General features: G+C 41.9%; 32 protein-coding genes and 1 other annotated feature. Of the genes, 31 read left to right on the top strand and 1 reads right to left on the bottom strand.

Annotated elements, in window-relative coordinates; all coding sequences use genetic code 11:
• Position 1 precedes the first annotated feature (1 nt).
• From ACZ5AE_RS00610 to nusG, 5 genes are all read left to right on the top strand, one after another.
• Positions 2 to 511: an NYN domain-containing protein gene (locus ACZ5AE_RS00610; RefSeq protein WP_464568545.1), complete on the top strand. Its 510-nt coding sequence runs from the start codon at positions 2 to 4 to the stop codon at positions 509 to 511.
• Positions 512 to 582: 71 nt separating this feature from the next.
• Positions 583 to 1,233 carry an RNA polymerase sporulation sigma factor SigH gene (sigH, locus tag ACZ5AE_RS00615; protein WP_213121098.1) on the top strand — a complete coding sequence of 217 codons (651 nt, stop codon included), beginning with the start codon at positions 583 to 585 and terminating at the stop codon, positions 1,231 to 1,233.
• A 104-nt stretch (positions 1,234 to 1,337) separates the two neighbouring features.
• Positions 1,338 to 1,484, top strand: a complete 147-nt coding sequence (gene rpmG, locus ACZ5AE_RS00620) for a 50S ribosomal protein L33 (RefSeq protein ID WP_464568547.1) — start codon at positions 1,338 to 1,340, stop codon at positions 1,482 to 1,484.
• A 49-nt stretch (positions 1,485 to 1,533) separates the two neighbouring features.
• Positions 1,534 to 1,716, top strand: a complete 183-nt coding sequence (gene secE, locus ACZ5AE_RS00625) for a preprotein translocase subunit SecE (RefSeq protein WP_213121096.1) — start codon at positions 1,534 to 1,536, stop codon at positions 1,714 to 1,716.
• Positions 1,717 to 1,850: 134 nt separating this feature from the next.
• Positions 1,851 to 2,384 carry a transcription termination/antitermination protein NusG gene (gene nusG, locus ACZ5AE_RS00630; protein WP_464568550.1) on the top strand — a complete coding sequence of 178 codons (534 nt, stop codon included), beginning with the start codon at positions 1,851 to 1,853 and terminating at the stop codon, positions 2,382 to 2,384.
• Here nusG and ACZ5AE_RS00635 read toward each other — a convergent pair whose 3' ends face one another.
• Positions 2,385 to 2,654: a hypothetical protein gene (locus tag ACZ5AE_RS00635; RefSeq protein ID WP_464568552.1), complete on the bottom strand. Its 270-nt coding sequence runs from the start codon at positions 2,652 to 2,654 to the stop codon at positions 2,385 to 2,387.
• A 133-nt stretch (positions 2,655 to 2,787) separates the two neighbouring features.
• Here ACZ5AE_RS00635 and rplK point away from each other — a divergent pair, with 133 nt between their 5' ends.
• From rplK to rplE, 26 genes are all read left to right on the top strand, one after another.
• Positions 2,788 to 3,213 (top strand): 50S ribosomal protein L11, encoded by a 426-nt coding sequence (gene rplK, locus ACZ5AE_RS00640; RefSeq protein WP_042453928.1) that lies wholly within the window; start codon positions 2,788 to 2,790, stop codon positions 3,211 to 3,213.
• 182 nt (positions 3,214 to 3,395) lie between these two features.
• Positions 3,396 to 4,094, top strand: coding sequence for a 50S ribosomal protein L1 (rplA, locus tag ACZ5AE_RS00645; RefSeq protein ID WP_464568554.1), 699 nt, complete (start codon positions 3,396 to 3,398; stop codon positions 4,092 to 4,094).
• Between the two features lie 62 nt (positions 4,095 to 4,156).
• Positions 4,157 to 4,302, top strand: a sequence feature (ribosomal protein L10 leader region).
• 33 nt (positions 4,303 to 4,335) lie between these two features.
• Entirely contained in the window at positions 4,336 to 4,836 is a 501-nt protein-coding gene (gene rplJ, locus ACZ5AE_RS00650; RefSeq protein WP_464568556.1) for a 50S ribosomal protein L10, read from the top strand.
• Positions 4,837 to 5,041: 205 nt separating this feature from the next.
• A complete protein-coding gene (gene rplL, locus ACZ5AE_RS00655) occupies positions 5,042 to 5,404 on the top strand; it encodes a 50S ribosomal protein L7/L12 (protein WP_464568558.1) in 363 nt (120 codons plus the stop codon).
• A 108-nt stretch (positions 5,405 to 5,512) separates the two neighbouring features.
• Complete coding sequence (locus ACZ5AE_RS00660; RefSeq protein ID WP_464568560.1) at positions 5,513 to 6,121, top strand: class I SAM-dependent methyltransferase; 609 nt, start codon at positions 5,513 to 5,515, stop codon at positions 6,119 to 6,121.
• A 244-nt stretch (positions 6,122 to 6,365) separates the two neighbouring features.
• Entirely contained in the window at positions 6,366 to 9,926 is a 3,561-nt protein-coding gene (gene rpoB / locus ACZ5AE_RS00665) for a DNA-directed RNA polymerase subunit beta (RefSeq protein WP_464568562.1), read from the top strand.
• A gap of 132 nt (positions 9,927 to 10,058) precedes the next feature.
• Positions 10,059 to 13,658 (top strand): DNA-directed RNA polymerase subunit beta', encoded by a 3,600-nt coding sequence (gene rpoC / locus ACZ5AE_RS00670; protein WP_464568564.1) that lies wholly within the window; start codon positions 10,059 to 10,061, stop codon positions 13,656 to 13,658.
• 135 nt (positions 13,659 to 13,793) lie between these two features.
• A complete protein-coding gene (locus ACZ5AE_RS00675; RefSeq protein ID WP_464568566.1) occupies positions 13,794 to 14,042 on the top strand; it encodes a 50S ribosomal protein L7ae-like protein in 249 nt (82 codons plus the stop codon).
• A 103-nt stretch (positions 14,043 to 14,145) separates the two neighbouring features.
• On the top strand, positions 14,146 to 14,568 hold the full coding sequence (rpsL, locus tag ACZ5AE_RS00680; RefSeq protein ID WP_213121087.1) for a 30S ribosomal protein S12: 423 nt from the start codon (positions 14,146 to 14,148) through the stop codon (positions 14,566 to 14,568).
• Between the two features lie 39 nt (positions 14,569 to 14,607).
• A complete protein-coding gene (gene rpsG, locus ACZ5AE_RS00685; protein WP_213148274.1) occupies positions 14,608 to 15,078 on the top strand; it encodes a 30S ribosomal protein S7 in 471 nt (156 codons plus the stop codon).
• A 48-nt stretch (positions 15,079 to 15,126) separates the two neighbouring features.
• Complete coding sequence (gene fusA, locus ACZ5AE_RS00690; RefSeq protein ID WP_464568569.1) at positions 15,127 to 17,208, top strand: elongation factor G; 2,082 nt, start codon at positions 15,127 to 15,129, stop codon at positions 17,206 to 17,208.
• A 127-nt stretch (positions 17,209 to 17,335) separates the two neighbouring features.
• A complete protein-coding gene (tuf, locus tag ACZ5AE_RS00695; RefSeq protein ID WP_464568571.1) occupies positions 17,336 to 18,523 on the top strand; it encodes an elongation factor Tu in 1,188 nt (395 codons plus the stop codon).
• Between the two features lie 379 nt (positions 18,524 to 18,902).
• Positions 18,903 to 19,211, top strand: coding sequence for a 30S ribosomal protein S10 (rpsJ, locus tag ACZ5AE_RS00700; protein ID WP_007085291.1), 309 nt, complete (start codon positions 18,903 to 18,905; stop codon positions 19,209 to 19,211).
• A 38-nt stretch (positions 19,212 to 19,249) separates the two neighbouring features.
• Positions 19,250 to 19,876, top strand: coding sequence for a 50S ribosomal protein L3 (gene rplC, locus ACZ5AE_RS00705; protein WP_464568573.1), 627 nt, complete (start codon positions 19,250 to 19,252; stop codon positions 19,874 to 19,876).
• Between the two features lie 29 nt (positions 19,877 to 19,905).
• Positions 19,906 to 20,529, top strand: coding sequence for a 50S ribosomal protein L4 (rplD, locus tag ACZ5AE_RS00710; RefSeq protein WP_464568575.1), 624 nt, complete (start codon positions 19,906 to 19,908; stop codon positions 20,527 to 20,529).
• Positions 20,529 to 20,813 carry a 50S ribosomal protein L23 gene (gene rplW, locus ACZ5AE_RS00715; protein WP_249367016.1) on the top strand — a complete coding sequence of 95 codons (285 nt, stop codon included), beginning with the start codon at positions 20,529 to 20,531 and terminating at the stop codon, positions 20,811 to 20,813. The genes rplD and rplW overlap by 1 nt, the downstream gene beginning before the upstream one ends.
• 27 nt (positions 20,814 to 20,840) lie before the next feature.
• On the top strand, positions 20,841 to 21,671 hold the full coding sequence (rplB, locus tag ACZ5AE_RS00720; protein WP_464568578.1) for a 50S ribosomal protein L2: 831 nt from the start codon (positions 20,841 to 20,843) through the stop codon (positions 21,669 to 21,671).
• Positions 21,672 to 21,731: 60 nt separating this feature from the next.
• Complete coding sequence (gene rpsS, locus ACZ5AE_RS00725) at positions 21,732 to 22,010, top strand: 30S ribosomal protein S19 (RefSeq protein ID WP_213121080.1); 279 nt, start codon at positions 21,732 to 21,734, stop codon at positions 22,008 to 22,010.
• 17 nt (positions 22,011 to 22,027) lie between these two features.
• Positions 22,028 to 22,369 (top strand): 50S ribosomal protein L22, encoded by a 342-nt coding sequence (rplV, locus tag ACZ5AE_RS00730; RefSeq protein WP_213121079.1) that lies wholly within the window; start codon positions 22,028 to 22,030, stop codon positions 22,367 to 22,369.
• 3 nt (positions 22,370 to 22,372) lie between these two features.
• Positions 22,373 to 23,029, top strand: a complete 657-nt coding sequence (gene rpsC / locus ACZ5AE_RS00735) for a 30S ribosomal protein S3 (protein WP_213121078.1) — start codon at positions 22,373 to 22,375, stop codon at positions 23,027 to 23,029.
• Positions 23,030 to 23,031: 2 nt separating this feature from the next.
• A complete protein-coding gene (rplP, locus tag ACZ5AE_RS00740; RefSeq protein WP_464568581.1) occupies positions 23,032 to 23,466 on the top strand; it encodes a 50S ribosomal protein L16 in 435 nt (144 codons plus the stop codon).
• Entirely contained in the window at positions 23,456 to 23,656 is a 201-nt protein-coding gene (gene rpmC, locus ACZ5AE_RS00745; protein ID WP_464568583.1) for a 50S ribosomal protein L29, read from the top strand. Before rplP ends, rpmC begins: the two co-directional genes overlap by 11 nt.
• 24 nt (positions 23,657 to 23,680) lie before the next feature.
• Positions 23,681 to 23,944 (top strand): 30S ribosomal protein S17, encoded by a 264-nt coding sequence (gene rpsQ / locus ACZ5AE_RS00750; protein WP_066321295.1) that lies wholly within the window; start codon positions 23,681 to 23,683, stop codon positions 23,942 to 23,944.
• A gap of 38 nt (positions 23,945 to 23,982) precedes the next feature.
• Positions 23,983 to 24,351, top strand: coding sequence for a 50S ribosomal protein L14 (gene rplN / locus ACZ5AE_RS00755; RefSeq protein ID WP_038538479.1), 369 nt, complete (start codon positions 23,983 to 23,985; stop codon positions 24,349 to 24,351).
• A 37-nt stretch (positions 24,352 to 24,388) separates the two neighbouring features.
• Positions 24,389 to 24,697 carry a 50S ribosomal protein L24 gene (gene rplX, locus ACZ5AE_RS00760; RefSeq protein ID WP_213121075.1) on the top strand — a complete coding sequence of 103 codons (309 nt, stop codon included), beginning with the start codon at positions 24,389 to 24,391 and terminating at the stop codon, positions 24,695 to 24,697.
• A 26-nt stretch (positions 24,698 to 24,723) separates the two neighbouring features.
• On the top strand, positions 24,724 to 25,263 hold the full coding sequence (gene rplE, locus ACZ5AE_RS00765; protein WP_464568587.1) for a 50S ribosomal protein L5: 540 nt from the start codon (positions 24,724 to 24,726) through the stop codon (positions 25,261 to 25,263).
• Positions 25,264 to 25,265 lie beyond the last annotated feature (2 nt).

Below are 25,265 nucleotides of genomic sequence, written 5' to 3' on the forward strand. Positions count from 1 at the left end.
TATGGATATCCTGCTAGTGGATGGCTATAACATTATCGGGGCGTGGCCGGAGCTTAAAGCATTAAAGGACCGGGACCTGCCGGCTGCAAGGGACCGACTGGTGGAAAAAATGGCCGAATACCAGGCCTATTCCGGCTTTCGGGTTATCGTTGTCTTTGATGCCCATTATGTAAAAGGAACGGAAAAAAAGTATAAAAATCACAAGGTCGAAGTGATTTTTACGAAGGAAAATGAATCGGCGGATGAACGGATTGAAAAAATGGCGATCAGTCTGAGCAATCGAAGAACTCAAGTTCACGTGGCAACTTCTGATTTCACTGAACAATGGCAAATTTTTGGACAGGGTGCTTTAAGAAAATCAGCCCGTGAATTAGAAATAGAAATGTCCTCCATTGAAAAAGGCATTGAGAAAAAGGTAAAAAAAATTCAAGAGAAAAAGCCTTTCTACAAAATACCGATTAGCGAGGAAATGGTAGAAATTTTTGAAAAATGGCGTCGAGGACAGAAGTGAGCTCTCGACTTCAAAATTTTTCTAATGTATAATAATACTATCTATGCTTGTTCGGTGGAGGGGATCTTAAGTTGAGTGCGGACTTCGGGACAAATGTTAACGAGCAGTTTTTCGTGATGGAAGACGAGGAAATTGTCGATTTGGTTCACCAAGGCGACAGTGAAGCATTGGATTTTTTAATCCATAAGTATCGAAATTTTGTACGTGCAAAAGCAAGATCCTATTTTTTAATTGGCGCGGATAAGGAAGATATTGTTCAAGAAGGAATGATTGGTCTGTATAAGGCGATCCGCGATTTTAGGGAGGACAAGCTGACTTCCTTTAAAGCATTCGCTGAATTGTGCATTACAAGGCAAATCATCACAGCGATCAAAACAGCTACGAGGCAGAAACATATTCCGCTAAATTCCTATGTTTCTTTGGACAAGCCTATTTACGATGAAGAATCAGACCGGACGTTGATGGATGTATTATCGGGTGCAAAAGTTCTCGACCCGGAAGAGCTAATCATTAACCAGGAAGAGTTTGACCATATAGAAGTAAAAATGACGGAATTGCTAAGTGATTTAGAACGCAAGGTATTGGCTCTGTATTTGGACGGGCAATCATACCAGGAAATTTCTGAAGAGCTTAACCGTCATGTGAAATCGATTGATAATGCCCTGCAGCGGGTAAAAAGGAAGCTAGAGCGGTACCTGGAGTTTCGCGAGTTTTCCCTGTAAGTTTTGTATGCGCTCACAGATTTGATTGAATCTCCTGCCGAATGTTATTGACAATAAATAGGGGTCATGTTACATTTTTAGGGATATAAAGAGGGTGCCTAAGGATGAGTAAAAAGAGAGTTCTTGCCTGCACAATCTGCGGTTCAAGAAATTATTCCACTCCCAGCAATGATACACAAACAGAGAGATTGGAATTAAATAAATATTGTAAAACCTGTGGTTTGCATACTGTTCATCGTGAAACAAAATAAAAGATTAACTTTCTAGCATTGCTATTTACGATAGTTGGGGGTCTACTAAATGTCTCGCATAAAGAATTTCTTCAGTGACGTAGTTCGTGAAATGAGAAAAGTCAGCTGGCCAAAACGCGGAGAACTGACTCGTTCTACTGTAACCGTTATAACAACTGTTGCTTTTTTCGCCGTATTCTTTGCTGTTTTAGATTTAGGAATTTCAAAATTGATTCGTTTAATTCTTGAATAATAACTTGTACTTCATGGTATAATGGAAAACACAAGGAATTTTTAGCAGAAAACCCGTCATTAGCGGGTTTTTTAATTTGGTAAAAAAAATAATTGAATTTTGTTAGGGAGGGACGGACGCACAAGTCCTCTTAAATGGAAAAGAATTGGTATGTTGTTCATACTTACTCAGGCTATGAGAATAAGGTAAAGGCAAATTTAGAAAAACGTGTGGAATCAATGGGCATGTCAGATAAAATCTTTCGTGTCGTAGTTCCAGAAGAAGAAGAAACAGAAATTAAAAACGGTAAGAAAAAGGTAGTCAAACGTAAGGTGTTTCCTGGATATGTGTTAGTTGAGCTTGTAATGACCGACGATTCTTGGTATGTCGTACGTAATACACCGGGTGTTACAGGGTTCGTTGGTTCTGCTGGATCAGGTTCAAAGCCGACTCCACTACTTCCTGAAGAAGTCACCGGTTTGCTGAAACGTATGGGCGTAGACGAAAAGCGTATTGACGTTAACTACGAAATTGGCGAAACCGTCAAAGTCAAAGAAGGCCCATTCGCCAACTTCACAGGGGTTGTCGAAGAGATGGACAAAGACAAAGCTAAGCTTAAAGTCCTAGTCAACATGTTCGGCCGCGACACCCCAGTAGAACTTGAATTCACACAAATTGATAAGCTTTAATTAAAAATAATAATAAAAAGTTGAAGATAGTTTTTCTACCCTGTTGATTGGAGTGGAGGGCACGAAGACTCCTGGGGGAGTACGGTTCAGGGGAGACCCCGCAGGCGCGATAGCGCCGAGGAGGCTCCCCGAAACGGCCGCGGAAAGCGAAGTGCCCGGAGCTCCAATCAACAGCCCTTTTTCAGCGCAGTAAAAAGTCAATTTTAAAGAAATATTATCTGATATTGTAAAAAAACTTGAAATCATTTTTAAAAAATGATAATATTTCATAGGTCAGTATGTCTAAGGAAAACTCCTTGGACAAGACTTTTGTCAAGCTCTTTGTATTCATATAAAGACTTCAGATGAGTGGGAGGGTTAATACCCTATTAACCACATCACGGACTTTAAGGAGGTGTGTCTCGTGGCTAAAAAAGTAATTAAAGTTGTTAAATTACAAATCCCTGCTGGTAAAGCAAATCCTGCGCCGCCAGTTGGTCCTGCACTAGGTCAAGCCGGTGTTAACATCATGGGATTCTGTAAGGAATTTAACGCTCGTACAGCAGATCAAGCTGGATTGATTATTCCTGTTGAAATCACGGTGTTTGAAGACCGTTCATTTACATTTATTACGAAAACTCCTCCTGCTGCCGTTCTTTTGAAAGTAGCAGCTGGAATCCAGTCTGGTTCAGGCCAGCCTAACCGTAATAAAGTAGCAACAGTAAAGCGTGATAAAGTACGCGAGATTGCGGAACAAAAAATGCCTGACCTAAACGCAGCTAGCGTTGAAGCAGCAATGCGCATGGTTGAAGGTACTGCACGCAGCATGGGTATTGTTATCGAAGACTAATCCATGTAAGTAACTGTTATGTTGTAATGAAGGGGTTGCGCGTTATAAAAATACACGCAACCTTTTTCTTGGCTGGCTGCGGCGCCTAGGGGCACGGGGTCATAAGCCCCTGTCCAAGGCGCCTCCGCTTTTCGAGGTGGGAGTTATACGACGTTAAAACCACAATTTAGGAGGAAATAAAAATGGCTAAAAAAGGTAAGAAGTACCTAGAAGCTGCAAAGCTTGTAGATCGTTCAAAAGCTTACCCAATTGCAGAGGCAATTGAACTTGCTAAGCAAACAAATATTGCAAAATTTGACGCAACTCTTGAAGTTGCTTTCCGCTTGGGCGTAGATCCTAAGAAAGCTGATCAGCAAATCCGTGGTGCAGTTGTGCTTCCAAACGGAACTGGTAAAACTCAACGCGTATTAGTATTCGCGAAGGGTGAAAAAGTGAAAGAAGCAGAAGCAGCTGGCGCTGATTATGTTGGCGATGCAGAATACATCAACAAAATCCAACAAGGATGGTTCGAGTTCGATGTAATCGTAGCAACTCCTGACATGATGGGTGAAGTTGGTAAATTAGGTCGTACTTTAGGACCTAAAGGCTTAATGCCAAACCCTAAAACAGGTACAGTTACATTTGATGTAACAAAAGCAATCAACGAAATTAAAGCAGGTAAAGTAGAATACCGTGTTGACAAAGCTGGAAATATCCACGTGCCTATCGGTAAATCTTCTTTCGAAAACGAAAAGCTTGTTGAGAACTTTAATACTGTGTTCGAAACAATGTTAAAAGTTAAGCCATCAGCTGCTAAAGGTACTTACATGAAGAACGTAACTGTTACTTCAACAATGGGACCTGGAATCAAGGTAGATCCTTCTACTGTTACAGCGAAATAAGGTAACTAATTTTTCCAATTGACAATCAAAATTAGATTTTATATAATCAATTTTGTTGTTTAATATAATAAACATTTGTACCGTAGACAGCAGGGGCGTATGTGCTTAATAATCCTGCCGAGGTTATGCGATAAATTAAGCTAAACTTTTAGCTGATTATGCTGCCTCTATGTCTAAATTAACGATATAGAGGCATTTTACTGACCGGTATAAATGTAGACATTCTACAGGAGGTGTTAAGATGAGCAGTGCAATCGAAGCTAAAAAACAGGTTGTCGAAGAAATTGCTGATAAACTAAAAGCTAGTGTATCAACGATCGTTGTTGATTACCGTGGTCTTACAGTTGCTCAAGTAACTGAACTTCGTAAACAGCTTCGCGAAGCTGGCGTTGAGTTCAAGGTTTACAAAAACTCTATGGTTCGCCGTGCGGCTGATGAAGCAGGTCTTGGTGGCTTAAACGATGCATTAACAGGTCCTAACGCAATCGCGTTCAGTACTGAAGATGTAGTAGCACCAGCGAAAATCTTAAACGATTTTGCGAAAAAGAACGAAGCATTAGAATTAAAAGCGGGTGTTATCGAAGGTAACGTCGCAACTGTTGAAGAGGTTAAAGCTCTTGCTGAACTTCCTTCACGCGAAGGCTTGCTTTCTATGCTACTCAGCGTGCTTCAAGCACCAATCCGCAACCTTGCTCTTGCAGCAAAAGCAGTTGCAGATCAAAAAGAAGAACAAGGCGCGTAAGTTAATAGAAATGCGGAAGCGGCCGTTTAGCAGCGTATGGCCTGGAGCGCTTCGACTGAGATAAAGGAAACACGGAGAGCGTTAGCGAACCGATGTTGACTTATCGTAGGGAGAAGAGAGAAGGACACTAGCTGCTGGGAGCTGGAGCTGGACAGAACTTATCGCTTAACTAATAACGGAATGAAAATTAAGGAGGAAAATTAAAATGACTAAAGAACAAATCATTGAAGCAGTTAAATCTATGACTGTTTTAGAACTTAACGACCTTGTAAAAGCAATCGAAGAAGAATTCGGCGTAACTGCTGCTGCTCCTGTAGCAATGGTTGGCGGCGCAGGTGCTGCTGCTGTTGAAGAAAAGACTGAATTTGATGTAATCCTAGCTGGCGCTGGAGATCAAAAAATCAAGGTTATCAAAGTTGTTCGTGAAATCACAGGTCTTGGTCTTAAAGAAGCAAAAGATCTTGTTGACAACACTCCAAAGCCACTTAAAGAAGGCATTTCTAAAGAAGAAGCTGAAGAAATCAAAGGTAAGCTTGAAGAAGTTGGAGCAAACGTTGAAGTTAAGTAATCTTAACATTATAAAAAAGTCCGCTGCATAAGCGGGCTTTTTTTGGCTACCTTAAAAAGGTGCTAGTGCCTCATATCTTCTAACCTATTTCCTCGAGAGGTGAGTCGTTTGACTGAACACTACTATTCTCGTACCCAAAAGGTCGAAAGTGACCCGAAATATTGGGACTTCACCCTAAAAAACCATTTATTTCGGTTTAAAACTGATAACGGAGTTTTTTCAAAAAGAGAGGTAGATTTTGGCTCACGCCTATTAATTGAATCTTTTACGAATCCGGAAATAAACGGTCCCATTCTCGATGTTGGCTGCGGCTATGGCCCTATTGGTTTATCTATTGCAAAGGGCAGCCCTAACCGGACTGTTCATATGGTAGATGTGAATGAACGGGCTCTTGAATTGGCAAGGGAAAATGCAGTTCTCAACAAAATAGAGAATGTAAAAATCTATGAAAGTGACCGGCTCATTAGTGTAAAGGAAGATTCCTTTTCCGCTATTTTAACCAATCCCCCCATTCGAGCCGGGAAAAAGACCGTTCATGATATTTTTGAACAAAGTTATGAACGTCTTGCGGCTGAAGGCGAATTATGGGTAGTCATTCAAAAGAAGCAGGGAGCTCCCTCGGCGATGGAGAAAATGAAAGAACTATTTTCTAATGCTGAAGTAATTGACAAATCAAAAGGTTATTTCATCATAAAAGCTAAAAAATTGTTGACTTGATATTGTCGTTGTGATAGCATTATAAAATGCCATCATAATAATTACCGATTTATTCCTAAAAATACATTTTGTAAGTATAAAATAGGGATAAAAAGGAAATGATGACAAAATAATAGTCAAAATGTGAAAATGCGGTTTTTGGGAAAAAACCCTTTTTCTTTTTGTCTTTTGGATAGGGCTATAAAGCTCTGCTCAAAAGATTTGCATAGATTTTAAATTACGCTTGATTTGAGGGGTGAATCAGTTGACAGGTCAACTAGTTCAGTATGGACGCCACCGGAAGCGGAGGAGTTACGCACGAATCAGTGAAGTTTTAGAGTTACCAAACCTTATTGAAATCCAAACCTCTTCTTATCAGTGGTTTCTTGATGAGGGATTGCGTGAAATGTTCCAGGATATTTCACCAATTGAGGATTTTACGGGTAACCTATCACTGGAATTTATTGATTACAGTCTTGGCGATCCAAAGTATTCTGTAGAAGAATCAAAAGAACGGGACGTTACATATTCTGCTCCATTGCGTGTCAAAGTACGTCTTGTAAACAAGGAAACAGGCGAAGTAAAGGATCAAGATGTATTCATGGGTGATTTTCCGTTAATGACGGAAACCGGCACTTTTGTTATTAATGGTGCGGAACGCGTTATTGTTTCGCAGCTGGTGCGCTCACCGAGCGTTTATTTCAGCGGAAAAACTGATAAAAACGGAAAAAAGGGCTACACGGCTACTGTCATTCCGAACCGCGGCGCATGGCTTGAATATGAAACAGATGCCAAGGATGTCGTATATGTCAGAATAGATCGTACTCGGAAGCTGCCCGTTACGGTTCTTTTGCGTGCACTTGGTTTTGGCTCTGATCAAGAAATTCTTGATTTGATTGGTGATAATGAGTATCTCCGCAACACGCTTGAAAAAGATAATACGGAAGGTATTGATAAAGCGTTACTTGAGATTTACGAACGTCTTCGTCCAGGTGAACCTCCGACTGTAGAAAATGCGAAGAATTTATTGATTTCTCGTTTCTTTGATCCGAAACGTTATGATTTGGCTAATGTTGGCCGTTATAAAATTAATAAAAAGCTTCATATTAAAAACCGCCTATTTAATCAGCGCTTAGCGGAAACGTTGGCAGACCCTGAAACAGGTGAAATCATTGCAGAAAAGGGAACTGTTTTGGATAGAAGAAATCTGGACAGAATCCTGCCTGCACTTGAGAAAAACGTCAATTTCAGAAGCTACAACCCTGTTGGTGGTGTGGTGGAAGAAGAAATCATTATGCAGGGCATCAAGATATACGCTCCTGGCGATGAAAATGAAAAAGTTATTAATGTGTTAGGTAATGCCTATGTGGCAGAGCCAATTAAAAATATCACTCCTGCCGATATTATTGCGTCGATCAGCTACTTCTTTGATTTGCTGCACGGAGTAGGAGATACAGATGATATCGACCATTTGGGGAACAGACGTCTTCGTTCAGTTGGCGAGCTTTTGCAAAACCAATTCCGAATTGGATTGTCCCGGATGGAGCGCGTTGTTCGTGAAAGGATGTCCATACAGGATACAGCAACGATTACGCCGCAGCAGTTAATCAATATACGTCCAGTTATTGCTTCCATTAAAGAATTCTTTGGAAGCTCCCAGTTATCCCAGTTCATGGATCAAACGAATCCGCTTGCGGAATTAACCCACAAACGCCGTCTATCAGCGCTTGGACCGGGCGGTTTGACTCGTGAACGCGCTGGAATGGAAGTTCGTGACGTTCACTACTCTCACTATGGCCGGATGTGTCCGATTGAAACACCGGAAGGTCCAAACATTGGTTTGATTAACTCACTATCAAGCTATGCAAAAGTTAATCGCTTTGGATTTATAGAAACACCATACCGCCGTGTTGATCCTGATACAGGTAATGTGACAGACCGAATCGATTATTTAACAGCCGATGAAGAGGACAATTATGTTGTCGCTCAGGCAAATGCCCGTCTTGGTGAAGATGGTTCCTTCCTTGATGAAGATGTTATTGCACGCTTCCGTGGTGAGAACACTGTCGTTAAACGCGACCGGGTCGATTATATGGACGTATCACCAAAGCAGGTTGTTTCAGCGGCAACGGCATGTATTCCGTTCCTTGAAAATGACGACTCCAACCGTGCACTTATGGGTGCAAACATGCAGCGTCAGGCGGTTCCATTAATGCAGCCTGAGGCGCCAAGAGTTGGTACCGGCATGGAATATGTATCCGGAAAAGACTCCGGTGCAGCGGTTGTTTGTAAGCATGATGGTATTGTGGAACACGTTGAAGCCCGTCAGGTATGGGTGCGTCGTGTGAAAGAGATCGATGGTCAAGAGGTTAAAGGTGACCTTGATAAATACCGGATGTTGAAATTTATCCGTTCCAACCAAGGAACATGCTATAACCAGCGTCCGATTGTGGCTGTTGGCAATCGTGTCAAAAAAGGTGAAATTCTTGCTGATGGTCCATCTATGGAGCTTGGCGAATTAGCGTTAGGAAGAAACGTTCTTGTTGCATTCCTAAATTGGGATGGATACAACTATGAAGATGCGATTATCATGAGTGAGCGTCTTGTAAAAGACGATGTCTATACTTCTATTCATATCGAGGAATATGAATCTGAATCTCGTGATACAAAGCTTGGCCCAGAGGAAATTACTCGTGATATTCCGAACGTCGGTGAAGATGCATTAAGAAATCTCGATGAACGTGGAATCATAAGAATTGGTGCAGAAGTAAAAGACGGAGACCTTTTAGTTGGTAAAGTTACACCAAAAGGGGTAACAGAATTGACCGCTGAAGAACGTCTCTTACATGCTATCTTCGGTGAAAAGGCTCGTGAAGTCCGTGATACTTCTCTTCGTGTTCCACACGGCGGGGGCGGTATTGTTCTGGATGTTAAAGTCTTTAACCGTGAAGATGGAGATGAACTCCCTCCAGGCGTTAATCAGTTAGTCCGTGTCTATATCGTTCAAAAGCGGAAAATTTCCGCAGGCGATAAAATGGCGGGACGCCACGGGAACAAAGGGGTTATCTCAAGAATTTTGCCGGAAGAGGATATGCCATTCCTGCCGGACGGTACACCTGTTGATATCATGTTAAACCCATTAGGGGTGCCATCACGGATGAATATCGGTCAGGTGCTTGAGCTTCATTTAGGTATGGCGGCAAGACAATTAGGAATCCATGTGGCTACTCCGGTATTCGACGGTGCCCGTGAGGAAGATGTATGGGCAACGATTGAAGAAGCCGGAATGGCCCGCGATGCCAAAACAGTCCTTTATGACGGCCGTACAGGCGAACCATTTGATAACCGTGTGTCTGTCGGTGTCATGTATATGATTAAATTGGCGCACATGGTTGACGATAAATTGCATGCCCGCTCTACCGGACCATACTCTCTTGTTACACAGCAGCCGCTTGGCGGTAAAGCTCAGTTCGGCGGACAGCGTTTCGGTGAAATGGAGGTATGGGCACTGGAAGCATACGGTGCAGCTTACACTCTTCAGGAAATCCTGACTGTTAAATCAGACGATGTTGTAGGTCGTGTAAAGACATATGAAGCCATTGTAAAAGGCGAAAATGTTCCAGAACCAGGTGTTCCTGAATCATTTAAAGTATTAATTAAAGAGCTTCAAAGCTTAGGTATGGATGTGAAGATCTTATCGGGCGATGAAGAAGAGATTGAAATGCGTGATATGGAAGATGAAGAGGACTTACAGCAAGTCGACACTTTAAACATTGTTCCTGATGCGCCAAGCTTTGAATCGGAAAAAGTAGGTTCAAAAGAGTAATCCATTTTAGCAAAAGCGCACTTAAAAAAATAGCTCCGGCAACAAACTAGCTATAGCATAAGTGCGCTTTTCTTTTCTATATGCATTTGCATTTAAGGGTAAAACCTGGACATAAATAGGGAGGTAGGCCCCTTGCTGGACGTTAATAATTTTGAGTACATGAAAATAGGTCTAGCTTCACCAGATAAAATCCGCTCATGGTCATTCGGTGAAGTTAAGAAACCTGAAACCATTAACTATCGTACGTTAAAGCCAGAAAAGGACGGTTTATTCTGCGAAAGAATTTTTGGTCCGACAAAGGACTGGGAATGTCATTGCGGTAAATACAAGCGTGTCCGCTATAAAGGTGTTGTCTGTGACCGATGCGGTGTTGAAGTTACCCGTGCAAAGGTCCGCCGCGAGCGAATGGGTCATATTGAACTTGCAGCACCAGTTTCACACATTTGGTATTTTAAAGGCATTCCAAGCCGAATGGGACTTGTACTAGACATGTCACCAAGAGCACTTGAAGAAGTTATTTACTTTGCTTCATATGTAGTGACAGAATCCGGTGACACAGCACTTGAAAAGAAACAGCTTTTATCAGAAAAAGAATATCGTGCTTATCGCGAAAAGTATGGTAATAAGTTCCAAGCATCCATGGGTGCAGAAGCCATCAAAAAACTTCTTTCAGATATCGATTTAGATAAAGAAGTTGACGGGTTGAAAGAAGAACTTAAAACAGCTCAAGGACAGCGCCGTACACGTGCCATTAAACGCCTTGAGGTTTTGGAAGCATTCCGTAACTCAGGAAATGAACCTTCCTGGATGGTGTTGGATGTTCTTCCGGTCATTCCTCCAGAGCTTCGTCCAATGGTTCAATTGGATGGCGGAAGATTCGCAACGTCTGACTTAAACGATTTATACCGACGTGTTATTAACCGTAATAACCGATTAAAGCGTTTATTAGATTTAGGAGCTCCTAGCATTATCGTTCAAAACGAAAAGCGGATGCTTCAGGAAGCGGTAGATGCTTTAATTGATAACGGCCGCCGCGGTCGTCCTGTAACAGGACCTGGTAATCGTCCGTTGAAGTCGCTTTCTCATATGTTAAAAGGTAAACAAGGACGTTTCCGTCAAAACTTGCTCGGAAAACGTGTTGACTATTCCGGACGTTCTGTTATCGTCGTAGGCCCAAATCTAAAAATGTATCAATGCGGGCTTCCTAAGGAAATGGCTCTAGAGTTATTTAAGCCATTTGTGATGAAGGAGCTTGTTGAAAAGGGATTAGCCCATAATATTAAATCAGCAAAGCGGAAAATCGAGAGAGTATCCCCTGATGTTTGGGATGTGCTTGAAGACGTCATTAAGGAGCATCCGGTTCTTTTAAACCGTGCCCCTACGCTGCACCGCTTGGGGATTCAGGCATTCGAACCAACATTGGTTGAGGGTCGTGCCATTCGTCTTCACCCGCTTGTATGTACGGCATATAATGCTGACTTTGACGGTGACCAGATGGCTGTACACGTTCCGCTTTCATCTGAAGCTCAGGCTGAAGCGCGCCTTTTGATGCTTGCTGCCCAAAACATCTTAAACCCTAAAGACGGTAAACCGGTTGTTACTCCTTCACAGGACATGGTATTAGGAAACTATTATCTAACCCTTGAAAGAGAAGGTGCAGTTGGTGAGGGCATGGTGTTTAATGACACGGACGAAGCCCTTCTTGCCTATCAAAATGGCTATGTTCACCTGCATACAAGGATTGCTGTTAATGCAGGCAAATTAGGAAATGAGACTTTTACAGAAGAACAAAACAACAAGCTGTTAATCACAACCGTTGGTAAGCTTGTGTTTAATGAGATTCTTCCTAAATCATTCCCTTATATCAATGAACCAACTAAACACAATTTAGAGGTTGAAACACCTGCTAAGTACTTTGTTGAAAAAGGCGAGAATATCAAAGAAAAGATTAAAAATATGCCTTTGATTGATCCGTTTAAGAAGAAAATTCTTGGTAATATCATTGCGGAAGTATTCAAGCGTTTCAAAATTACCGAAACATCCAAAATGCTCGACCGCATGAAGGATTTAGGGTTCAAATATTCAACTAAAGCCGGTATTACTGTTGGTGTTGCCGATATCGTCGTACTTAAAGAGAAAGAGCAAATTCTCCATGATGCGCAGGCTAAGGTTGATAATGTTACTAAACAGTTTAGACGTGGTTTAATTACAGAGGATGAGCGTTATGACCGTGTCATCTCTATTTGGAGCCAGGCGAAGGATACTATTCAAGGTAAATTGATGAAATCCTTGAATAAGACTAACCCAATCTTCATGATGAGTGACTCCGGTGCCCGTGGTAACGCCTCTAACTTTACACAGTTAGCTGGTATGCGTGGTCTGATGGCCAACCCGGCTGGACGTATTATCGAGTTGCCAATCAAATCAAGTTTCCGTGAAGGATTAACAGTATTAGAGTACTTTATTTCCACTCACGGTGCCCGTAAAGGTCTTGCTGATACGGCGCTTAAGACAGCTGACTCAGGTTACTTAACCCGTCGTCTCGTTGATGTTGCACAAGACGTTATTGTCCGTGAAGATGATTGCGGAACAGACCGCGGCTTTAGCATCCGAGCATTAAAGGATGGTACCGAGGTTATTGAACCACTCGAAGAGCGTTTAATTGGCCGATATGCTCGTACGCCTATTAAGCATCCTGAAACAAAGGAAATCCTTGTACCAGAAAATGGCCTAATTACAGAAGACCTTGCTACTGTCATTGTGGAGGCTGGAATTGAAGAAGTTAAAATCCGTTCGGCATTTACATGTAATACCCGCCATGGTGTATGTAAAAAATGTTACGGCAGAAACCTTGCAACCGGTCAAGAAGTTGAAGTGGGTGAAGCGGTTGGTATTATTGCCGCTCAGTCTATCGGTGAGCCAGGAACACAGTTAACAATGCGTACATTCCATACCGGCGGTGTTGCGGGTAACGATATTACCCAAGGTTTGCCGCGTATTCAGGAAATTTTCGAAGCGCGTAACCCTAAAGGCCAAGCGGTTATATCTGAAATTGATGGTGTGGTCATCAGTATTAACGAAGGCCGCGACCGCCAGCATGAAATTGTAGTCCAAGGTGAGGTAGAGCAGCGCAATTACACTGCTCCGTATACTGCCCGTCTGAAAGTTGCTGTGGGAGACCGAATTGAACGAGGTCAGGAATTAACCGAAGGATCCATCGATCCAAAAGAACTGATTAAGGTGAAAGATGTAATATCCGTTCAGGAATACCTGCTTCGTGAAGTGCAAAAGGTTTACCGGATGCAGGGTGTTGAAATTGGCGATAAGCACGTTGAGGTTATGGTCCGTCAAATGCTCCGTAAAGTGCGTGTCAGTGAGGCTGGAGATACAGATGTATTACCAGGTACACTACTAGACATTCACCAGTTTACGGATGCCAATGAATCCGCATTACTAAACGGCAAGATACCTGCAACAGGGCGTCCTGTATTACTTGGTATTACCAAAGCATCTCTTGAAACAGATTCATTCTTGTCTGCAGCATCGTTCCAAGAAACAACAAGAGTTCTTACCGATGCAGCAATTAAGGGCAAGCGTGATGAATTGCTTGGTTTAAAAGAGAATGTCATCATCGGAAAACTGGTTCCTGCCGGAACAGGTATGCAGCGCTACCGCAAAGCAGAGCCAGTCCTTCGGGATACAACCTCAGAAGAACCAGTAACAATTGATTAAATAAATGTAAGAGGCTGACCTTAGTCAGCCTCTATTTTAAGAAAAATATTTAAATGTTTTGTTGACATCTATATTATAAGATGTTACTATATCAAAGGTGCTCCTATACACCTGATACTTTGGAGGATAGCAGTCATGTCTTATGAAAAAGTATTACAGGCGAAGAATTTTATTATAGGGACAAAACAAACAGTGAAAGCACTGAAGGAAGGGAAAGTCGAAGAGCTGATTATCGCGGCAGATGCTGATCAAAAAGTAACGGCCCAGGTGGTAACAACAGCCAGCGATTTAGATGTTCCTGTTCAATATGTAGATTCCATGAAAAAGCTCGGCAAAGCATGTGGAATTCAAGTTGGTGCAGCAGCTGTAGCCATTATCCGTTAAAAACTGTTTTTGTAGATAGAGCATTCTGCAAAAACTTTGTTTTTTGCAAAAAAATGAACCACCTGGATGTGTGGGCTTACAATTAACGAAGGGAGGAAATAACATGCCTACAATTAACCAATTAGTGCGCAAACCACGTCAGTCTACGACTGAGAAATCAAAATCACCTGCGCTAAATAAAGGTTATAACAGCTTCAAAAAATCACAAACAAATGTATCTTCACCACAAAAACGCGGGGTATGTACTCGTGTTGGTACAATGACTCCGAAGAAACCAAACTCAGCGTTACGTAAATATGCTCGTGTACGCTTGACTAATGGTATTGAGGTGACAGCTTACATTCCTGGTATCGGCCACAACCTTCAAGAACACAGTGTCGTTCTTATCCGTGGCGGACGTGTAAAAGACTTACCAGGGGTACGTTATCACATCGTACGTGGAGCACTTGATACAGCTGGTGTTAACAACCGTATGCAAGGCCGCTCAAAATATGGTACTAAGAGACCAAAAGCAGCTAAGAAATAATCATACTAAATAGAAGCTTCTTTGAAAGGAGGAAAAAGCATGCCACGTAAAGGTCCTGTAGCAAAGAGAGACGTGTTACCAGATCCACTTTACAATTCAAAATTAGTTACTCGTCTTATCAACAAAATGATGATTGACGGTAAAAGAGGTAAATCTCAAGAAATTCTTTACTCTGCATTTAATACAATCCGCGAACGTTCTGGAAAAGAACCTATGGAAGTATTCGAGGCAGCAATGAAAAATATCATGCCAGTTCTAGAAGTAAGAGCACGCCGTGTCGGCGGTGCTAACTACCAAGTTCCAGTTGAGGTGCGTCCTGACCGCCGTACAACCCTTGGTCTTCGCTGGTTAGTAAACTATGCGCGTCTTCGCGGTGAAAAAACAATGGAAGAGCGCTTAGCAAACGAAATCATGGATGCAGCTAACAACACTGGTGCTTCTGTTAAGAAACGTGAAGATACACACAAAATGGCTGAAGCAAACAAAGCGTTTGCTCACTATCGTTGGTAATCTAACCTTCAAATATAAAAACTTTCTACTAGGAAGGAGAAAGACCCAATGGCAAGAGAGTTCTCCTTAGAAAACACTCGTAATATCGGCATCATGGCTCACATCGATGCCGGTAAAACGACTACCACTGAGCGCGTCCTTTATTACACTGGTAAAATTCATAAAATCGGTGAAACACATGAAGGTGCATCTCAGATGGACTGGATGGAGCAAGAACAAGAACGCGGAATCACAATCACTTCCGCTGCAACAACTGCACAATGGAAAGGCCACCGTGTTAACATCATCGACACTCCAGGGCACGTAGACTTCACTGTTGAAGTAGAACGTTCACTTCGTGTACTTGATGGTGCGGTAGCTGTTCTAGATGCTCAGTCGGGTGTTGAACCGCAAACTGAAACAGTTTGGCGTCAAGCAACAACTTACGGAGTACCACGTGTAGTATTCGTAAACAAGATGGACAAAATCGGTGCAGACTTCCTGTATTCTGTAAAAACATTACATGATCGTTTGCAAGCGAATGCTCATCCAATTCAGTTGCCAATCGGTGCTGAAGATCAATTCTCAGCTATCATTGACCTTGTTGAAATGAATGCTGTATTCTATGGCAATGACTTAGGAACTGATATTGAAGTTCGTGAAATTCCAGAAGAATACCGTGCACAAGCTGAAGAATACCATGAGAAATTAGTTGAGGCAGTAGCAGAACTTGATGAAGAGTTAATGGAAAAATACCTTGGCGGAGAGGAAATCTCTAAAGAAGAGTTGAAAGCCGCAATCCGCAAAGGTACTGTTAACGTTGAATTTTATCCAGTTATCTGTGGATCAGCTTTCAAAAACAAAGGTGTTCAATTAATGTTAGATGCAGTTATTGATTACCTCCCATCTCCATTAGATGTACCGGCAATCAAAGGTCATGCTGTGGATGATGAAGAGGAAATCATCGAGCGTCACTCAAGTGATGAAGAGCCATTCTCAGCTCTTGCATTTAAAGTTATGACAGACCCTTATGTTGGTAAATTAACGTTCTTCCGCGTTTACTCTGGTACTTTAGAGTCTGGCTCATATGTTCAGAACTCAACTAAAGGCAAGCGTGAACGTATCGGACGTATCCTGCAAATGCATGCAAACAGCCGTCAAGAAATCTCAAAGGTTTATGCCGGTGATATTGCAGCAGCAGTAGGTTTGAAAGATACAACAACTGGTGATACTCTATGTGACGACAAAAACCTTGTTATCCTAGAGTCTATGCAATTCCCAGAGCCAGTAATCCAGCTTTCAGTTGAACCTAAATCAAAAGCTGACCAAGACAAAATGACAACTGCTCTGCAAAAGCTGCAAGAAGAAGATCCGACCTTCCGTGCACATACTGACCAGGAGACTGGACAAGTAATCATCGCTGGTATGGGTGAGCTTCACCTAGATATCATCGTTGACCGTATGCGTCGTGAATTCAAAGTTGAAGCTAATGTTGGTGCACCGCAGGTTGCTTACCGCGAAACATTCCGTGCTTCTGCACAAGTTGAAGGTAAGTTTGCTCGTCAGTCTGGTGGACGCGGTCAATACGGACACGTTTGGATTGAGTTCTCACCAAACGAAGAAGGAAAAGGCTTCGAATTTGAGAATGGTATTGTCGGTGGTGTTGTTCCTCGTGAATACATCCCTGCTGTTCAAGCTGGTCTAGAGGATGCTCTTGAGCGAGGAGTACTTGCTGGATATCCTTTAGTTGACATTAAAGCTAGACTGTTTGATGGTTCATACCATGATGTTGACTCCTCTGAAATGGCGTTTAAAATTGCCGCTTCATTGGCACTTAAAAATGCAGCATCTAAGTGTAGCCCTGTAATTCTTGAACCAATGATGAGGGTAGAAGTGGTAATCCCTGAAGAGTATCTTGGTGACATTATGGGACAAATCACTGCACGTCGTGGACGTGTTGAAGGTATGGAAGCTCGTGGTAACGCACAAGTTGTCCGTGCTATGGTTCCTCTATCAGAAATGTTTGGTTATGCAACTGCACTTCGTTCTAGTACACAAGGTCGTGGAGTATTCTCTATGCACTTTGACCACTACGAAGAAGTACCTAAATCAGTCTCTGAAGAAATCATCAAAAAAAATAAAGGTGAGTAATTGATTTTTACTTATCTTTAAAGTATAACTACTTATGTAAGAATGGAAACTGTGAAACGGGGTCTACCCCTTTACAGTTTCCGCTTAAATATACTTAATTTTTATAATCCAAAGGAGGATTTTCCAAATGGCAAAAGCTAAATTCGACCGTTCAAAGCCACACGTTAACATTGGTACAATCGGACACGTTGACCATGGTAAAACTACTTTAACTGCTGCAATCACTTCTGTACTTGCTAAGCAAGGTAAAGCTGAAGCTCGTGCATACGATCAAATTGATGGTGCTCCAGAAGAAAGAGAACGTGGTATCACAATCTCTACTGCACACGTTGAATATGAAACAGATGCACGTCACTATGCACACGTTGACTGCCCAGGACACGCTGACTATGTTAAAAACATGATCACTGGTGCTGCACAAATGGACGGCGGTATCCTTGTTGTATCTGCAACTGATGGTCCAATGCCACAAACTCGTGAGCACATCCTTCTTTCTCGTCAGGTAGGCGTACCTTACCTTGTTGTATTCATGAACAAGTGTGATATGGTTGATGACGAAGAATTACTTGAATTAGTAGAAATGGAAATTCGTGATCTTTTATCTGAATACGATTTCCCTGGCGATGACACTCCGGTTATCAAGGGTTCTGCTCTTAAAGCATTAGAAGGCGATGCTGCATGGGAAGAAAAAATCGTTGAACTTATGGATGCTGTTGACAGCTACATTCCAAACCCAACTCGTGACACTGATAAGCCATTCATGATGCCAGTTGAGGATGTATTCTCTATCACTGGCCGTGGTACAGTTGCTACAGGACGTGTTGAGCGTGGCGTAGTTAAAGTTGGTGACGTAGTTGAAATCGTTGGTTTCACTGAAGAGCCAAAATCTACAACTGTAACAGGTGTAGAAATGTTCCGTAAGCTTCTTGATTTTGCTGAAGCTGGTGACAACATCGGTGCCCTTCTTCGTGGTGTAGCACGTGAAGAAATCGAGCGTGGACAAGTATTGGCTAAGCCAAAGTCCATCACTCCACACACAAAGTTCAAAGCACAAGTTTACGTATTATCTAAAGAAGAAGGTGGACGTCATACTCCATTCTTCTCAAACTATCGCCCACAATTCTATTTCCGTACTTCTGATATCACTGGTATCATTGTTCTTCCAGAAGGTACTGAAATGATCATGCCTGGCGATAACACAGAAATGACTGTTGAGCTTATCGCTCCAGTTGCGATTGAAGAAGGTACTAAGTTCTCTATCCGTGAAGGTGGACGTACTGTAGGTTCAGGTTCAATCACTACAATCATTGAATAATCAAAATAACAGAAGCAGCTGGGTGACGATCCAGCTGCTTTTTATATTGTTCTTTAAAAATATTCCGAGTTTCTTCTATATAAATATAAATGTTTAAACCCAATAAATTTAGGAGATTACTGGAGATTAATATTATGTCTTGAAATCATGTATAACAGCCTTTATAATAATAAAAGTGTTCAGGACATAAGACTAAAAAAAATCGTAATTACTGTTGCGTTTGCTTTAGGTTTTATGTATAATAGACAATGTTGGTCTTTGACTGCGATGATGTGGGAGGTTGCTGACACACCCGGCCGCTTTGCCATGGCGCTGTGTTAGGGAAATTCTCACTGAGAAATGTCTATTTTGAAAATAGGCGAATAAAGGAGGGAAAATAATGGCAAAACAAAAAATTCGTATCCGCTTAAAAGCATATGATCACAGAATCCTTGATCAATCTGCAGAAAAAATCGTTGAAACAGCAAAACGTTCAGGTGCAGCAGTGTCTGGTCCGATTCCGCTTCCGACTGAAAAATCTGTATATACGATTCTTCGTGCGGTTCACAAGTACAAAGATTCTCGTGAGCAATTTGAAATGCGGACACATAAGCGTCTAATCGACATCGTTAATCCAACTCCACAAACAGTTGATGCTTTAATGAGATTAGATTTACCATCCGGTGTAGATATCGAAATCAAATTATAATCAAATAAATTCATACAAAATTAGGAGGTGTGACTTACATGACCAAAGGAATCTTAGGAAGAAAGATTGGTATGACTCAAGTATTTGCAGAGAATGGAAACTTAATTCCTGTAACAGTAGTTGAGGTAGCTCCAAACGTTGTTCTTCAAAAGAAATCTGCTGAAACTGATGGCTACGAGGCTATTCAAGTAGGTTTTGAAGATAAGCGTGAAAAGTTAGCTAACAAACCCGAAAAGGGCCATGCTGCAAAAGCAAATACTGCTCCTAAGCGCTTCGTTCGCGAATTCCGCGGGGGTGACTTAGAAGGCTATGAAGTTGGTCAAGAAGTCAAAGTTGATATTTTCGCTGCTGGCGATTTAGTAGATGTAACAGGAATCTCAAAGGGTAAAGGTTTCCAAGGCTCTATCAAGCGCCACGGACAATCTCGCGGCCCAATGGCTCACGGTTCTCGTTACCATCGTCGTCCTGGTTCAATGGGACCAGTTGCTCCGAACCGTGTATTCAAAGGTAAATTATTACCTGGACGCATGGGTGGAGAGCAAGTTACTGTACAAAACCTTGAAATCGTTAAGGTTGACACTGAGCGTAATCTCCTTTTAATCAAAGGTAACGTTCCAGGTGCGAAAAAAGCATTACTAAAAATCAAGGGTGCGGTTAAAGCATAATCACTTCATAAGAAAGGAGGAACATAGGAATGCCGAAAGTAGCATTATTTAACCAAAGCGGTTCACAAGTTGGTGAAATCGAGTTAAACGAATCCGTATTTGGTATTGAACCTAACCAACACGTATTATTTGAAGCAATCATCATGCAAAGAGCTTCTTTACGTCAGGGTACTCATAAAGTTAAAAATCGTTCTGAGGTAGCCGGCGGCGGCCGTAAGCCATGGCGTCAAAAGGGAACAGGTCGTGCTCGTCAAGGGTCTATCCGTTCTCCACAATGGCGCGGAGGTGGTACTGTTTTTGGTCCACAACCACGCAGCTACAGCTATAAATTACCGAAAAAAGTTCGTCGTTTAGCAATCAAATCAGCATTATCTTCTAAAGTTCTAGAAGAAAAAATGTTAGTACTTGAAAGCTTAGCGTTCGATGCTCCAAAAACAAAAGACTTCAAAGCTGTTTTAAATGGTCTTTCTGTTGAGAAAAAAGCATTAATCGTTACAGCTGACCTTGATGAAAACGTAGCATTATCTGCTCGCAACATTCCTGGTGTGACAGTTGTAACTGCTGATGGAATCAACGTATTAGACGTTGTAAATCATGATAAATTAATCATGACTAAAGCAGCGGTTGAAAAAGTAGAGGAGGTGCTTGCATAATGGATGCACGCGATATCATTAAGCGCCCCGTTATCACTGAACGTTCTACTGACCTAATGGCTGAAAAGAAATATACTTTTGAAGTGGATGTTAAGGCTAATAAAACTCAAGTTAAAGATGCTGTCGAAGAAATCTTTGGCGTAGAAGTTGATAAAGTCAACATCATGAACTACAAAGGTAAGTTCAAGCGTATGGGTAAATTTGGCGGTTATACAAACAAACGCCGCAAGGCAATTGTTAAACTAACTGCTGACAGCAAAGAAATCGAATTCTTTGAAAGCTAGAATCTAATATAAGAGGAGGGAAATAAAATGGCGATTAAAAAGTACAAACCTACCTCTAACGGACGTCGTGGGATGACTGTTTCTGATTTCGCTGAAATCACAACAAACACTCCAGAAAAATCACTTTTAGCTCCATTAAAGAGCAAAGGCGGCCGTAACAACCAAGGTAAGTTAACTGTTCGTCATCAAGGTGGCGGCCATAAGCGTCAATATCGTTTAATCGACTTTAAACGTAACAAAGATGGCATTCCTGGACGCGTTGCCACTATCGAATACGATCCAAACCGTTCTGCAAACATTGCACTAATCAACTATGTTGATGGTGAAAAGCGTTATATTTTAGCTCCTAAAAATCTTGAAGTAGGCATGGAAGTAATGTCTGGCCCTGAGGCAGATATTAAAGTAGGTAACTCACTTCCATTAGCAAATATTCCTGTTGGTACTGTAGTACACAACATCGAATTAAAACCAGGCAAAGGCGGCCAGTTAGTTCGTTCTGCTGGAACAAGCGCACAAGTACTTGGTAAAGAAGGAAAATACGTACTTGTACGTTTAACTTCTGGTGAAGTTCGCATGATTCTTTCTGAATGCCGTGCATCTATCGGTCAAGTAGGAAACGAACAACATGAACTTATTAAAATCGGTAAAGCTGGTCGTTCTCGCTGGTTAGGCAAACGCCCAACTGTCCGCGGATCTGTTATGAACCCTAACGATCACCCACACGGTGGTGGTGAAGGACGTTCACCAATCGGACGTAAGTCTCCAATGACTCCTTGGGGTAAACCAACTCTTGGTTACAAAACTCGCAAGAAGAAAAACAAATCCGACAAACTTATTATTCGTCGTCGTAAAAAATAACGTGATTGAACTACGGTTCAAAGACAGAGCCGTAGACCACTCACGAAGGGAGGTTCATTCATGGGTCGCAGCTTAAAAAAAGGACCATTCGTTGATGATCATTTAATGGTTAAGGTAGAAAAATTAAATGAATCCGATAAGAAGCAAGTAATTAAAACTTGGTCTCGTCGTTCTACGATTTTCCCACAATTTATCGGTCATACGATCGCCGTTTATGATGGCCGTAAACATGTGCCTGTGTATGTTACTGAAGACATGGTAGGACACAAGCTTGGAGAATTTGCTCCAACACGTGCTTACAAAGGTCATGGTAACGATGATAAGAAAACAAGACGTTAAGAGAGGAGGGCATCCCAATGCAAGCTAAAGCTGTTGCAAGAACAGTCCGTATTGCTCCTCGTAAAGTCCGCTTAGTCGTCGATTTAATTCGAGGAAAGCAAGTTGGTGAAGCGGTGGCGATTTTAAATCTGACTCCGAAGGCTGCTTCTCCAGTTGTTGAAAAAGTTTTAAAATCCGCTATGGCAAATGCTGAGCACAATTATGAAATGGACGTAAATAACTTGGTTGTTTCCCAAGCATTCGTTGATGAAGGTCCAACCTTAAAACGTTTCCGTCCACGCGCTATGGGCCGTGCAAGCCAAATCAACAAGCGCACAAGCCACATTACAATCGTTTTATCAGAGAAGAAGGAGGGATAAGCTGTGGGTCAAAAAGTAAATCCAGTCGGTTTGCGTATCGGAATCATCCGTGATTGGGAATCTAAGTGGTACGCAGGTAAAGACTTTGCTGATCTTTTACACGAAGACATTAAGGTTCGTGAATACATCACGAAGCGCTTAAAAGATGCTTCTGTGTCTAAAGTTGAAATCGAACGTGCTGCGAACCGCGTTAACGTTACAATCCATACAGCGAAGCCTGGTATGGTAATCGGTAAAGGCGGTACTGAAGTGGAATCACTTCGTAAAGCATTAAACCAATTAACTGGCAAACGTGTTCATATCAACATTCTTGAAATCAAGAAAGCTGATGTTGATGCGAAGTTAGTTGCTGAAAACATTGCTCGTCAATTAGAAAACCGCGTATCTTTCCGCCGTGCACAAAAACAAGCAATTCAACGTGCTATGCGTGCTGGTGCTAAAGGTATTAAGACAATGGTATCCGGTCGTCTTGGTGGTGCCGATATCGCTCGTTCAGAACATTACAGCGAAGGAACTGTTCCACTTCATACACTTCGCGCCGATATCGACTACGCTACAGCAGAAGCTGATACTACTTACGGTAAACTTGGTGTAAAAGTATGGATCTATCGTGGAGAGATCCTTCCTACTAAGAAGAAAACTGGGGAAGGAGGCAAATAATCATGTTATTGCCAAAACGCGTAAAATTCCGCCGTCAACATCGTGGTAACATGCGTGGAAACGCAAAAGGCGGTACTGAAGTATCATTTGGTGAATTCGGTCTGCAATCATTGGAAGCTTCCTGGGTTACAAACCGTCAAATCGAAGCTGCTCGTCGTGCTATGACTCGTTACATGAAACGTGGCGGTAAAGTTTGGATTAAAATTTTCCCTCACAAGCCATATACTGCAAAGCCTCTAGAAGTACGGATGGGTTCCGGTAAAGGTTCACCTGAAGGCTGGGTTGCAGTAGTTAAGCCTGGAAAAATCATGTTTGAAATCGCCGGCGTTCCTGAGGAAATCGCTCGTGAGGCTCTTCGTCTTGCTGCACACAAACTTCCTGTAAAATGTAAGTTTGTAAAACGTGAAGAAATTGGTGGTGAATCAAATGAAAGCTAATGAAATTCGTGACCTTACCACTGCTGAAATTGAACAAAAAGTAAAAACTTTAAAAGAAGAGCTTTTCAACCTTCGCTTTCAATTGGCGACTGGACAACTTGAAAATACAGCTCGTATCCGTGAAGTACGCAAATCAATCGCCCGCATGAAAACTGTGATTCGCGAGAGAGAAATCAGCGTTAATAAGTAAAATCCGAAAGGAGGTTCACGAGTGATGAGTGAACGTAACCAGCGCAAGGTTTACACTGGACGCGTTGTTTCTGACAAAATGGATAAGACTGTAACTGTTCTTGTCGAAACATACAAAAAGCATCCCCTTTACGGTAAACGCGTAAAGTACTCTAAAAAGTACAAGGCTCATGATGAGCAAAACCAAGCAAAAGTTGGCGACATCGTACGTATTATGGAAACTCGCCCACTTTCAGCTACAAAACGCTTCCGTTTAGTTGAAGTAGTAGAAAAAGCAGTTATTATTTAATTGTTCGGAGATAGTTTTTCCGAAGGGAGGTTACACACATGATTCAACAAGAATCACGTTTGAAAGTTGCTGACAACTCTGGTGCTCGTGAAGTGCTTACCATTAAAGTTCTTGGTGGTTCTGGCCGCAAAACGGCTAACATCGGCGATATTATCGTTTGTACAGTGAAACAAGCAACACCTGGTGGCGTTGTTAAAAAAGGTGATGTTGTTAAGGCTGTTGTTGTTCGTACAAAGAGCGGTGTCCGCCGTCCTGACGGGTCCTACATCCGTTTTGATGAAAATGCATGTGTAATTGTTAAAGAAGATAAGAGCCCACGTGGTACTCGTATCTTTGGACCAGTTGCCCGCGAACTTCGCGACAATAACTTTATGAAGATTGTTTCTCTAGCTCCAGAAGTACTATAATTATAAATTCCAATTGCCTTTAAGGAGGTGCTTACGGATGCATGTAAAAAAAGGTGATAAGGTCAGAGTGATCTCTGGTAAGGATAAAGGCAAAACAGGTACAATCCTGGCTGCTTATCCTAAAGAAAGCCGTGTTCTTGTAGAAGGCGTGAACATCGTGAAAAAACACGCTAAACCTTCACAAGCAAACCCACAGGGCGGCATTATCAGCTTCGAGGCTCCAATTCATGTATCAAATGTAATGCCTATCGATCCTAAAACAGGTAACCCTACACGTGTAGGTTACAAATCGGTTGATGGCAAGAAAGTCCGAGTAGCTAAATCCGGTGAATTATTAGATAAATAGTCTAAAGAAGAAGGGAGGTACACTCAATGAACCGCCTAAAAGAAAAATATGTAAAAGAAATCACTCCTGCTCTTATGAGCAAGTTCAACTATAAATCTGTTATGCAAGTACCTAAGATTGAGAAAATCGTTATTAACATGGGTGTTGGTGACGCAGTTCAAAACGCTAAAGCTCTTGATAACGCTGTTGAAGAATTAGCATTGATCACTGGCCAGAAGCCTTTAGTAACTCGTGCGAAAAAATCTATCGCTGGTTTCCGTCTTCGTGAAGGAATGCCAATTGGTGCAAAAGTCACTCTTCGCGGTGAGCGTATGTATCAATTCCTTGATAAGTTAGTTTCTGTTTCTTTACCACGTGTACGTGACTTCCGTGGTGTTTCTAAAAAAGCATTTGACGGTCGCGGCAACTATACATTAGGTATTAAAGAACAGCTAATTTTCCCTGAGATTGATTACGATAAGGTAAGCAAGATCCGTGGTATGGATATCGTTATCGTAACAACTGCAAATTCTGATGAAGAGTCTCGTGAATTGTTAACTCAAGTCGGAATGCCGTTCCAAAAGTAATC

Source organism: Neobacillus sp. S1227 (assembly GCF_055385255.1).

Bases quoted from the DNA above. Each gene is read 5' to 3' on its own strand.
- nusG (WP_464568550.1), top strand. From the start codon at position 1,851: ATGGAAAAGAATTGGTATGTTGTTCATACTTACTCAGGCTATGAGAAT.
- rplW (WP_249367016.1), top strand. From the start codon at position 20,529: ATGGATGCACGCGATATCATTAAGCGCCCCGTTATCACTGAACGTTCT.
- rplJ (WP_464568556.1), top strand. From the start codon at position 4,336: ATGAGCAGTGCAATCGAAGCTAAAAAACAGGTTGTCGAAGAAATTGCT.
- rpmG (WP_464568547.1), top strand. From the start codon at position 1,338: ATGAGTAAAAAGAGAGTTCTTGCCTGCACAATCTGCGGTTCAAGAAAT.
- rpsS (WP_213121080.1), top strand. From the start codon at position 21,732: ATGGGTCGCAGCTTAAAAAAAGGACCATTCGTTGATGATCATTTAATG.
- rplA (WP_464568554.1), top strand. From the start codon at position 3,396: ATGGCTAAAAAAGGTAAGAAGTACCTAGAAGCTGCAAAGCTTGTAGAT.
- rpsQ (WP_066321295.1), top strand. From the start codon at position 23,681: ATGAGTGAACGTAACCAGCGCAAGGTTTACACTGGACGCGTTGTTTCT.
- rplX (WP_213121075.1), top strand. From the start codon at position 24,389: ATGCATGTAAAAAAAGGTGATAAGGTCAGAGTGATCTCTGGTAAGGAT.
- rplL (WP_464568558.1), top strand. From the start codon at position 5,042: ATGACTAAAGAACAAATCATTGAAGCAGTTAAATCTATGACTGTTTTA.
- tuf (WP_464568571.1), top strand. From the start codon at position 17,336: ATGGCAAAAGCTAAATTCGACCGTTCAAAGCCACACGTTAACATTGGT.
- rpmC (WP_464568583.1), top strand. From the start codon at position 23,456: ATGAAAGCTAATGAAATTCGTGACCTTACCACTGCTGAAATTGAACAA.
- rpsJ (WP_007085291.1), top strand. From the start codon at position 18,903: ATGGCAAAACAAAAAATTCGTATCCGCTTAAAAGCATATGATCACAGA.
- fusA (WP_464568569.1), top strand. From the start codon at position 15,127: ATGGCAAGAGAGTTCTCCTTAGAAAACACTCGTAATATCGGCATCATG.
- ACZ5AE_RS00635 (WP_464568552.1), bottom strand. From the start codon at position 2,654: ATGAAATATTATCATTTTTTAAAAATGATTTCAAGTTTTTTTACAATA.
- rplP (WP_464568581.1), top strand. From the start codon at position 23,032: ATGTTATTGCCAAAACGCGTAAAATTCCGCCGTCAACATCGTGGTAAC.
- rplD (WP_464568575.1), top strand. From the start codon at position 19,906: ATGCCGAAAGTAGCATTATTTAACCAAAGCGGTTCACAAGTTGGTGAA.
- rpsG (WP_213148274.1), top strand. From the start codon at position 14,608: ATGCCACGTAAAGGTCCTGTAGCAAAGAGAGACGTGTTACCAGATCCA.
- secE (WP_213121096.1), top strand. From the start codon at position 1,534: ATGTCTCGCATAAAGAATTTCTTCAGTGACGTAGTTCGTGAAATGAGA.
- rplV (WP_213121079.1), top strand. From the start codon at position 22,028: ATGCAAGCTAAAGCTGTTGCAAGAACAGTCCGTATTGCTCCTCGTAAA.
- rplB (WP_464568578.1), top strand. From the start codon at position 20,841: ATGGCGATTAAAAAGTACAAACCTACCTCTAACGGACGTCGTGGGATG.
- ACZ5AE_RS00610 (WP_464568545.1), top strand. From the start codon at position 2: ATGGATATCCTGCTAGTGGATGGCTATAACATTATCGGGGCGTGGCCG.
- ACZ5AE_RS00675 (WP_464568566.1), top strand. From the start codon at position 13,794: ATGTCTTATGAAAAAGTATTACAGGCGAAGAATTTTATTATAGGGACA.
- rplN (WP_038538479.1), top strand. From the start codon at position 23,983: ATGATTCAACAAGAATCACGTTTGAAAGTTGCTGACAACTCTGGTGCT.
- rplC (WP_464568573.1), top strand. From the start codon at position 19,250: ATGACCAAAGGAATCTTAGGAAGAAAGATTGGTATGACTCAAGTATTT.
- rpsL (WP_213121087.1), top strand. From the start codon at position 14,146: ATGCCTACAATTAACCAATTAGTGCGCAAACCACGTCAGTCTACGACT.
- rplE (WP_464568587.1), top strand. From the start codon at position 24,724: ATGAACCGCCTAAAAGAAAAATATGTAAAAGAAATCACTCCTGCTCTT.